The following is a 9,928-nucleotide window of genomic DNA, read 5'->3' as shown; positions in this document are numbered from 1 at the left end:
TTAAAATACAATAAAAATATTAGCCGAACATTTGCAAATATTGTTATTATTATTCTTTAAAATACAAAAATGTTTATGGAGGTAGACGGAATCGAACCGTCGCCATTCTGATTGCAAAACAAAAACTCTACCCCTGAGATACACCCCCAACATAAGAGAGGAAGGGATTCGAACCCCTGATAGTTTTAAAACTATATATATTTTCTAAATACACGGTATAAACCACTCACCCACCTCCCATTCTATTTTATTTTAGTTTTGATTGTAACAAATAATTGAATTTTTTATAATTAAAATTAAACTTTATTAATAATCCTAAAAAAAAATTAAATATTTTTTTTTTAAAAAAATAAATATGTGAAAATTTTATATTTTTTAAAATTAAAAAATTTATAAAAAAATATATATTAATATTTAAAATAAAATCATTTAAAAGTATGATTTTATATATTAAAATCATACTTTTAAATGATTTTATTTTAAATATTAAAAAAAAAATTTTTTTAAATATAAAATAATTAAAAACATTATTAAATAAGCATTTAAGTAATGTTAATATTTGAAAATAAGAAGTAACTTTATTATAAATTTTAAATAAAAAAAAAAATTTTTTTATAAAATTTATAATAAAGTTTATATTAAATTTAAATATAAAAATTAAAAATTCAAATAAATAAAAATTGAAATAAAAAAATTTTTTAAAATTATATATAAAATATATATTTATAAAATAATATAGAAAAATTTTATATTTTAAAATAAAAATAAAATTAAATTTTAAAAATATAAAATTTTTATCAGGTTCTATAAAATATTTATATTCAAAGAAATTATTTTTAAATCTTACAAAATAAGTTTTATTTTTTAATAAATCATAAAATTTAGTTTGATTAAAAAAAATATTAAAGAATAAATTAAATATTTGTCTTTTTATTTCAAAAAAAAATACATTTTTTAAAACAAAAAAAGAATCAAGATTTTTTATCTCTACTTTAAAATTTAAAAATTCATAAAAAAAATATTTAATAGAAAAATTTAAATCAAATCTAAATATATTTTTATTTATAAAAAATTTTTTAAAAAAAAAATTTTTTTTTATATTAAATAAATAAACATAAACTTCATAAAAATTTCTAATATCATAAAAACTTACTATTTCAAACAACAGAGTATTGGAACGATTAAAATCCAAATTAGAGGTTTTATAATTTAACTTATATGTTATTTTGGATGCATCTTCCTCTAAATGTATTTTTATTATTTTTATAAATTTATAATATGGAAAATTATAAAAATTATTATATATTAAAATTAAACCTTTATTAAATATAGAAAAATATTGAGTTATTTGATAATTTTTCGGCATATCTGGATAAAAATAATTTTTTCTAACAAAAAAACTAAAATAAAATAAAAATGTTTTTAAAAAAAAACCAAAAAATACAATTTTTTTCAAAAAAAATAAATTAAAATTCGGAATAATGCCGGGCGCCCCTATATCGAAAAGGGAAATTTTGTTATTTTTAAAACTTTTAAAAAAATAATAATTAAAAAAATTAAATATTTTTTTATAAAAAATAGAGAAAATGTGAGTTTCTATTCCAAATAAAAAAGAAATTTTTAAAAACATTTATAAAAAATTTTTTTTATACTCATGTACAATTTGTATTAATCTTGCTTCGCTAAAATAATTACCTATAATCTGAAAACCTTGAAAAATTTTAAATTTTTTAAAATTTAAAATTTTAGATGGTATACTAATAGAAGGCAAACCCGTAATATTAGAGATACAAGTATATTTATCAATTAAATTTTTATTTAAGTTAAAATTTAAAGAATCTCAAATATTGCAAGATATTATAGGTAGTGCTACAATATCACAAATAAAAAAAATTTTTTTAAAATTTTCCAAAATTAAAATTCTCATTTTTTTAGATAAAAGAAAAATTTTTTTATTTTTATTACTTGAAATTAAATAGTTTCCTATAAAAAATTTATTTTTAGTATTAATAGATAAACTATTAAAAAAATTTTTTTTATTTAAAAAAAAATAAATTTTATCAAATAAAAATTTATTACTATATTTTGATATATTGGAATATAATTCGGAAGAAGATATTATATTATAAATAGTTGCTAAAAAATCAAAAAAAAAAATATATATAAAAATTATTTTTGCTCCTAAAAATTCAAAATTTAATAAAACATCTTCCATATTAGATCTCACTGAAAAATTATAAATATTATAAAAAAATTTTTTAGAAACACCTATTTTTAAACCTTTTAGTTTTTTATAATCAATTTTATTTAAAAATCAATTCTTATTTAAGTATCTAGTATAATCCTCTTTTACTAAATTAAATGTTGTTTGATCTTTAACATCAAAGCCAGATATAGAATTTAAAACTATAGAGATATTTAAAATATTTTTTGAAAATATTCCAACAGTGTCCATAGAAGAAGAGTAAGAAAACACTCCATACCTGGATATTAGACCATATGTTGGTTTGAAACCTATAACGTTACTAAAAAGAGATGGTTGTCTAACTGAACCACCAGTATCTGTACCTATTGAAAATGGTAACAGATTTTTTGAAACTAAATAGGTGGAACCCCCGCTACTGCCACCAGCCGTTAAATTTTTATTTGTAGAATTATCTGTCTTACCAAAATAAAAATTAAATGTGTTAGAACCAACACAAAATTCATCCATATTGTTTTTTCCAATATTTATTATACCTAAATTATTTAATTTATTTAAAAAGGTAGCATTATAAAAAGTTTTATAGTTGCTTAAAATCCTAGAGCCAGCAGTGGTGTCTATATTTTTTGTTGAAAAAATATCTTTATATGATGTTGGTATGCCTGTTAATAAATTATTTTTATTTTTTAATACTAATTTTTCTGAATATAAACATTGTTTTTTTATGTAATTATAATCTATATTAATAAAATAATTTTTAAATAATGAATTTTCTATTTTTTTTAATATAAATTTGGATAAATCAAAAGGTTTTATTTTTTTAAAATAAATAAGATAATACAATTTTAATAAATTCATATATAATGAAAAAATATAGTTTAAAAAATATAAAAGTTTTTAAAATTAACATTTAAAAATTTTTTTTGATTGTAAAAATTAAATTTTTTTGAAGAATAATTTTTTAATATAAAAAATTTTTTAAATATATTATTTATATTACAAGCTTGATTAATAAAGAAAACATTAAAATTTAAAAAAAATTTAAAAAAAAAAAATAAATTATAATATAAAAATAATAAATAATTTATATCTAAAAATAATTTTAAATTGAAATTAATAATATGAAAAATAATAAAATTAGAAAAATTTATGATTAAGGGCGGGATTGAACCGCCGACAAACGGATTTTCAGTCCGTTGCTCTACCACACTGAGCTACTTAATCTAATATTTTTTTTATAAAATAAAAAATTATTAAAGTTATTAATTTGTTTAAAATTATAAAAAAATAAATTTTTATATAAAATTAAATAAAAATAAAAATTAAAAAAATAAATTTTTAATTTTAAAATAATAAAAAAATAAAAAAAAAAAATAAAAAATTTATAAAAAAATATTATTTTACCAAAATCTAAATATTTGTTAATAAAAATTAAAGTAAAAGATGAAAATAAATTTTTATTATAAATTAAACCTTTTAAAGGTTTACAACCTTTTAATATAGGTAAAAATGAAAGATGTATATTGAAAATACCATAATAAATATTATTTATAAAAAAATTAGTAAATAAAAAGCCATAATCAAAGGAATATATAATATTTATTTTCTTCTTTCTTATTTTTATAAAATAATAAATATTATATAATTTTAAATTATTATAATAAAAAATATTTTTAAATTGAAAAAAAATAAAATTTTTTTTTAAACAATAAATTTTAAATATATTATAATTAAAAATAATATCAGAACTCAAAAAAAATAAAAAATTTTTATTAAAAAAATTTTTATAAAAATTTAAAGAAAAATCACTGGAACCGCAAAATAAATAAAATAAATTAAAAATGCAAGACATAATAATAGTAGGGGGGGGGCATGCAGGTTTTGAAGCTGCCTCTATTTTATCAAAAACAAAAAATAAAATTTTAATTATAACAAAAAATATAAACAATATAGGAGAATTAAGCTGCAACCCTTCAGTTGGTGGTGTTGGAAAAAGTAACCTAGTAAAAGAGGTGGACTCTCTCGGCGGATATATGGGTTATTTGGCCACAAAAAGCTCAATCCAATTAAAAAAGATAAGAACATCAAAAGGAGAAGCTATGCATTGCACAAGATCTCAAATAAATCGTAAAAAATATAAAAAAAATATAAAAGAAATATTTAAAAAAAAAAATATAAAAATATTACAAAGTGAGGTTTTAAAATTAATAATAAAAAATAATATTGTAATTGGTGTTAAAACAAAAATTAACTCTTTTTTATCAAAAACAGTAATATTGACGACGGGGACTTTTTTAAATAGTAAAATATATATGGGTTCTATAAAGTATAAAGAAGGGAGAATAAATGAAAAAAATTCTTTTATTTTATCAAAACAATTAAATTATTTAATTGGACCTTTAAAAAAATTAAAAACTGGAACATCACCACGAATAAGTTTTAAAAATATAAAATTCAATAATTTAAAAAAACAATCTGGAGATTTTAACCCTATACCAAGCCTTTCTGAAAGATAAAGATTTCTAAAAATTATAATAATTTAAATTGCTGAATAACAAAAACTACAGAAAAAACAAAAGAAATAGTAAAAAAAAGTTTAAAAACATCACCAATGTATAAAAATATAATAAATGGAAATTCTCCAAGATACTGCCCCTCAATAGAAGATAAAATATATAGATTTTATAATAATAAAAAACACGACGTGTTTTTAGAACCTGATGAAAATAATCAAATTTATTTGGGGGGAGTTTCTACATGTTTAAATTATAAATTCCAAAAGTTATTATTAAATTCTATAATTGGTTTAGAAAAATGTCAAATTACAAGATTGGGTTACTCTATAGAATATGATTTTTTAAATCCAAAGAATTTAAAAAAATCATTAGAATCAAAAATAATAAAAGGCCTGTTTCTGGCTGGACAAATAAATGGAACAACAGGCTATGAAGAGGCTGCGGCCCAAGGGGTTGTTGCCGGTATTAATTCTTATTTATACATTAATAATAAAAAATATTGGTATCCAAATAAAAAAAATTCATATATAGGTTTAATGATAAATGATTTAACTAAAAATGGCGTGACGGAGCCTTATAGAGTTTTTGCAAAAAAGAGTGAAAACAAATTAAACATTAGAGAGGATAATTCAAGTAAAAGACTATTTAATGTTTTTAAAAATTTAAAAATTATAATGAATTTTAATTTTTTAAAATATAAAAAAAAAAATATTAATAATTTAATAAATAATATAATTATTAATAAAAATATAATAAATCAAATATATTTGCAATTTAAATATAAAAATTATATAAAAATTAAATATTTTTAAATAAAAAAAAAAAAAAATATAAAAAATTTTAAATTAAAAAATATTAATTTTTTTAAAATAAAAAATTTATCTAAAGAAATTTCAGAAAAGTTAAATAAAGAAAAACCTAAAAATATGAAAGATATTTTGAGGATAAATATAATTAAAAATGATTCTTTTAAAATTATATTAAATTATTTTAAAAAATTTATATAATTAATTAAAAACTTATTAAAATTAATATTATAAGCGTTAGCTTTTAATACTAAATTATTATTTTTAAAAAAATATTTTTTTTTTTTTATATTAAATTTATATTCAATTTTATTTTTAATTATTCATAAATTTATAAAAACTTCTTCTAACAATTTACAATCAACCAAAGCCGAGTGTTTAATTCTTTTTGAATCATTTATTCCAAATCTTTTACACAAAACTTTTAAAGAATTTTTTTTATTAAAATATATTTTTTTTGATATTTTTAAAGTATCTATTATTTTATAACAATAATGGTTTAAATTTTTAAAATTATTTTTTTTTAATTCATTATTTAAAAATTTTAAATCAAAATTAGTGTTATGAATTATAATTTTAGAGTTTCTTATAAAAAATATAAATTTATCAACAATATCTTTAAAATATGGTTTATTTTTAAGAGAACCATACTCTATACCATGCACTAAATACGCGCCTTTCGATATTTTAATGTTTCCAGGGTTTAAATAATAATGAAATATATATTCCTTATTATCAAAATTTGTTTTTTTTAAACAACAAATTTCTATAATTTTATCTATTTTTCAATTTAAACCTGTTGTTTCCAGGTCTAAAAAAATTTTATTCATAAATTAATAATGGAAAAAATTTTTTTGAGTTTAAGTGAGTTAAAAAGAATAAATAATGATTTAGAAAAAATAAAAAATAAAGATTTAAAAGAAGTTATAGAAGAAATAAAGCAATCAAAACTTATGGGCGATTTATCAGAAAACAGCGAGTATCATTCAGCAAAAAAAAAAAAATATTTTATTGAAGAAAAAATAAAAAATATGGAAAATATTTTATCTAGTTCTGAAATAATAGAAGAAAATGCTTTTAAAAAAATTTTAAAAATAAAACTAAAAAATATAAAAAATAACGAAATTGTTGAATTTTTTATAGGAAAAATTCAAATAAATAAAAAAAACTATATTTCAGAGGATTCACCTATTGCTATTATTTTAAAAAATAAAATTATTGGTGATTTAGTAAAAATCAAAAAATATAATAAAGAAATAACATATAAAGTTTTATCAATAGAATAGAATTATAAATAAAATTGATTGCAATTTTTAAAAAAAATTGAGGAAAGTCTAAACTCTTTTTTATAAATATAATTAAATAAAAGAAAATATAAATTTTTTATAAAAATACATTGAAAATAAAATATTTATTTTTTATAAAAAGAGCAACTTTGATTTAAAAGGCTTATATTTTTAATATTTTAATTAATTTAGATAAATAATCAATATATATCATTAAGATATATACATAATTTAGCTTATTTTTAAAAAATGAAAAATAAAAAATGGTATATTTTTAATATAAAAAATAAAACTATTGGAAAAATATCTGAATTTATAATAAAAATTATAAAAATGAAAGGTAAAATAATATTAATAAATGAAGATTTTATAAAATTTTATAAAAAAAAATATAAAAATAAATTTTTTTATAAACATACAGGTTATATAGGTAATTTAAAAAGAAAAAATTTTATAAAAATATACAATAATAATAAAAAAGAATTAATATTAAATTCTTTATTAAAAATGTTTAAAAATAATAAAAATAAAAAATTTATAAAAAAAAATATAAGATTTTTAAAAAAAAATAAGAATATAAAATTTTACAAATCAAAAATATTGTATATTTAAAATGAAAACATATAAAGGTTCTGGTAAAAAAAAATGCGCCATAGCAAGAGTTTTTTTTAAAATAAAAAAAAATAAAATAAAAGTTAATAATTTAAATATAGATGAATATTTTAATAAAAAATTAAATTATAAACTTATTTTCGATCCAATCAAATTAACAAATTCTAAAAATTTAAGCATCAAAGCAAATGTAAGGGGTGGGGGTAAGAGTTCTCAAATTATGGCTTTAAGAAATGGTTTGGCAAAAGCGTTATTAAATTATAATATAAAATATAAAAAAATATTATCTGATAATAAATTATTAACTAGAGATTCTAGAATGGTTGAAAGAAAAAAAATAGGAAGGGTTAAATCTAGAAAAAATAAACAATTTTCTAAAAGATAAAAATTATGAAATATAAAAATATAATTAGTTTAGAAAAAAAAAAAATTGATTTAAAAATTAGTTTTAAAAAAATAAAAAACATAAAAATAAAAATAATCAAAGATGGATGTTTTGGAAATAAATATATATATTTTTATACAAAAAAAATAAAAAATAAAAATATAATAATAAGTTATAAAAAAAAAAATATGATATTTGAATTTAATTCATATATTTTTATTAAAAAATCTATTATAAAAATTAAAAATAATATAAAAATAAAAAATAAAAATTATAAAAATATATGTAAATGTAAATTTTCTTTTAATTTTATTTAAAATTAAAATAAAACATGTTATTTATAATATTAAAAATAATATAATCTATTTCTATGTTTAAATTATCAAAATTTTTTAAAAATTTTATATTAGTAAAAAAATAAGTAAAATTTAAAATATTTATAGAAAAAATTATAAAATTTTTTAAAAATATTAATTCATTTATAGTTAAACTTAAACCATTAATTGATATTGAACATTTATAAACAAAAAACTTTTTAAAAAATAAATTTTCAAATATATATAATTTTATAATATTAAAAAAATTTTTTGTTTTTAAAAAACTTAAATTATTAATATGTCCAAATAATAAATGACCACTAATATTATTAAATAAATTTATACTTTTTTCAAGATTAAAAAAATTTTTTTTAAATAACGATATATTTAAAAATGTTCMATAACAATAATTAAATTCAAAAAAAAAAAATGATTTATACACAAGTGTCAGGCATACCCCATTTGTAGAAATGCTGTCTCCAAGATTTATATTAAAAAATTTTTTATTTAATTTAAATATAAAAAAATTTAAAACTATAGAGTATTTTGAAAAAAAAAATTTACAAAAATTTATTATAATGCCATTAAACATTAAATTAATTATAAAATTTATTATAATATTTTATTAAATCAAAATAAGTCACACAACCACTAGAACTACTGGTTATGGCTTGTTTATAAATATAATCTTGAACATCTCCAGAAGCAAATATATAATTTATAGAAGTGATTGTTTTTTTATATAATTGGTATTTTTTTGTTAATAAAAAATTTTTTTTAATTTTCAATTGCCCTAAAAATATTTTACTATTTGAAACACTTCCTATAAATATAAATAAACCATCTATATATATTATATTTATTTTAAGATTAAAAAAATTTTTTATTTTTATATAAAAAATATTAAAATCATCACCTAAAATTTCTATTAAAAATATATTTAATTTTATAAAAAAATAACTATTTATAATTGAAAAAAATTTTTTTATTAAATTAAAATTAGATTTAAAAAATTTATTTCTAATAAATAAAATTTTAAAAGATATTAATTTTTTTAAATAAAATAAATTTTCAAAAAAAGATTCACCACCACCTATGATACAGATTTTTTTATTTTTATAGAAACTGCCATCACAAATGGCGCAGTTTGAAATATTTTTATTCACATATTTTAATTGAAATTTAATATTAAATACATTGTAGTGGCAACCTGTGGATATTATAATGAATATTGAATAATAAAAAAATTTTTCACCAATTAAAATAAAAGGTTTATTTAAAAAGTTAACATTATATATAAAGTCAAAATACATTTCTATATTAAAATTTTTTAATTGATTTATTAATTTTAAAGTAAAATCAGAACCTTTAATATTTATTATACTGGGTCAATTATCTAAAGAATAAGTATTATTTAATTGACCACCAATAATTTTACCTGTTAAAATTATAGGTTTTAAATTAGATCTACAAGTATAAATAGATGAAGTGCAACCTGAAGGTCCTGAACCAATAATGATTATTCTAGAGTATTTTAATTTTATCATGTTTAAAATAAATTTTATATATAAAAATATAAAAAAATTATTTATAAATTTAAAAAAAAAAAAATATTTATTAAATATTATTTTTTTTAAAAAATTATTTTTTTTAAAAAAAAAATAATTAAAAAAACATTAAATTTAAAAAAATTTATAAAAAATAATTTAAAAAAAAAAAAAAAAAAATAATTACACAATAAAATGAATTTATAAAAATTATTTAAAAAAAATAAATAAAAATTTAAAATTAATAATATTAAAA

At 15.3% G+C, this 9,928-nt stretch carries 13 protein-coding genes and 3 tRNA genes; 7 read left to right on the top strand and 9 right to left on the bottom strand.

What is annotated here, in order from left to right; translation table 4 throughout:
• Positions 1 to 76: 76 nt before the first annotated feature.
• The 6 genes from MP021_RS00800 to MP021_RS00775 form a co-directional block, all read right to left on the bottom strand.
• Positions 77 to 148, bottom strand: a tRNA-Ala gene (locus tag MP021_RS00800).
• Positions 149 to 153: 5 nt separating this feature from the next.
• Positions 154 to 239: transfer RNA gene (locus tag MP021_RS00795), tRNA-Ser, on the bottom strand.
• 8 nt (positions 240 to 247) lie between these two features.
• Positions 248 to 1,630: a hypothetical protein gene (locus tag MP021_RS00790; protein ID WP_259286560.1), complete on the bottom strand. Its 1,383-nt coding sequence runs from the start codon at positions 1,628 to 1,630 to the stop codon at positions 248 to 250.
• Complete coding sequence (locus MP021_RS00785) at positions 1,631 to 3,061, bottom strand: amidase family protein (protein WP_259286559.1); 1,431 nt, start codon at positions 3,059 to 3,061, stop codon at positions 1,631 to 1,633.
• A gap of 292 nt (positions 3,062 to 3,353) precedes the next feature.
• Positions 3,354 to 3,427: transfer RNA gene (locus tag MP021_RS00780), tRNA-Phe, on the bottom strand.
• On the bottom strand, positions 3,405 to 4,055 hold the full coding sequence (locus MP021_RS00775) for a hypothetical protein (RefSeq protein ID WP_259286558.1): 651 nt from the start codon (positions 4,053 to 4,055) through the stop codon (positions 3,405 to 3,407). The genes MP021_RS00780 and MP021_RS00775 overlap by 23 nt, the downstream gene beginning before the upstream one ends.
• Here MP021_RS00775 and MP021_RS00770 point away from each other — a divergent pair.
• The 3 genes from MP021_RS00770 to MP021_RS00825 are packed head-to-tail and all read left to right on the top strand — an operon-like array spanning position 4,045 to position 5,726.
• The gene (locus MP021_RS00770) at positions 4,045 to 4,719 is read left to right on the top strand and encodes an FAD-dependent oxidoreductase (RefSeq protein WP_259286557.1); all 675 of its coding nucleotides are present in this window, start codon (positions 4,045 to 4,047) and stop codon (positions 4,717 to 4,719) included. The genes MP021_RS00775 and MP021_RS00770 overlap by 11 nt on opposite strands.
• Complete coding sequence (locus MP021_RS00765) at positions 4,716 to 5,531, top strand: FAD-dependent oxidoreductase (protein ID WP_320412286.1); 816 nt, start codon at positions 4,716 to 4,718, stop codon at positions 5,529 to 5,531. Before MP021_RS00770 ends, MP021_RS00765 begins: the two co-directional genes overlap by 4 nt.
• Entirely contained in the window at positions 5,532 to 5,726 is a 195-nt protein-coding gene (locus MP021_RS00825) for a hypothetical protein (RefSeq protein WP_414646679.1), read from the top strand. It begins immediately after the preceding gene.
• Here MP021_RS00825 and MP021_RS00760 read toward each other — a convergent pair.
• On the bottom strand, positions 5,705 to 6,355 hold the full coding sequence (locus tag MP021_RS00760) for an exonuclease domain-containing protein (protein ID WP_259286556.1): 651 nt from the start codon (positions 6,353 to 6,355) through the stop codon (positions 5,705 to 5,707). The two genes, MP021_RS00825 and MP021_RS00760, sit on opposite strands and share 22 nt — an antisense overlap.
• Before the next feature lie 9 nt (positions 6,356 to 6,364).
• Between MP021_RS00760 and MP021_RS00755 the strand changes: the two genes are divergently transcribed.
• From MP021_RS00755 to MP021_RS00740, 4 genes are all read left to right on the top strand, one after another.
• Positions 6,365 to 6,811 carry a GreA/GreB family elongation factor gene (locus MP021_RS00755; protein ID WP_259286555.1) on the top strand — a complete coding sequence of 149 codons (447 nt, stop codon included), beginning with the start codon at positions 6,365 to 6,367 and terminating at the stop codon, positions 6,809 to 6,811.
• Between the two features lie 249 nt (positions 6,812 to 7,060).
• On the top strand, positions 7,061 to 7,423 hold the full coding sequence (locus tag MP021_RS00750; protein WP_259286554.1) for an uL13 family ribosomal protein: 363 nt from the start codon (positions 7,061 to 7,063) through the stop codon (positions 7,421 to 7,423).
• Position 7,424: 1 nt separating this feature from the next.
• The gene (rpsI, locus tag MP021_RS00745; RefSeq protein WP_259286553.1) at positions 7,425 to 7,808 is read left to right on the top strand and encodes a 30S ribosomal protein S9; all 384 of its coding nucleotides are present in this window, start codon (positions 7,425 to 7,427) and stop codon (positions 7,806 to 7,808) included.
• 5 nt (positions 7,809 to 7,813) lie between these two features.
• On the top strand, positions 7,814 to 8,125 hold the full coding sequence (locus MP021_RS00740) for a hypothetical protein (RefSeq protein WP_259286552.1): 312 nt from the start codon (positions 7,814 to 7,816) through the stop codon (positions 8,123 to 8,125).
• Here the strand turns inward: MP021_RS00740 and MP021_RS00735 are convergent.
• Entirely contained in the window at positions 8,118 to 8,717 is a 600-nt protein-coding gene (locus tag MP021_RS00735; RefSeq protein ID WP_259286551.1) for a hypothetical protein, read from the bottom strand. The two genes, MP021_RS00740 and MP021_RS00735, sit on opposite strands and share 8 nt — an antisense overlap.
• A gap of 4 nt (positions 8,718 to 8,721) precedes the next feature.
• Positions 8,722 to 9,672: an FAD-dependent oxidoreductase gene (locus tag MP021_RS00730; RefSeq protein ID WP_259286550.1), complete on the bottom strand. Its 951-nt coding sequence runs from the start codon at positions 9,670 to 9,672 to the stop codon at positions 8,722 to 8,724.
• Between the last annotated feature and the right edge of the window lie 256 nt (positions 9,673 to 9,928).

The sequence above is a fragment of the Candidatus Nasuia deltocephalincola genome (genome assembly GCF_024820135.1).
The sequence above is the reverse complement of the archived record's forward strand: the minus strand, read 5'-3'. Positions and strand labels throughout refer to the sequence as shown.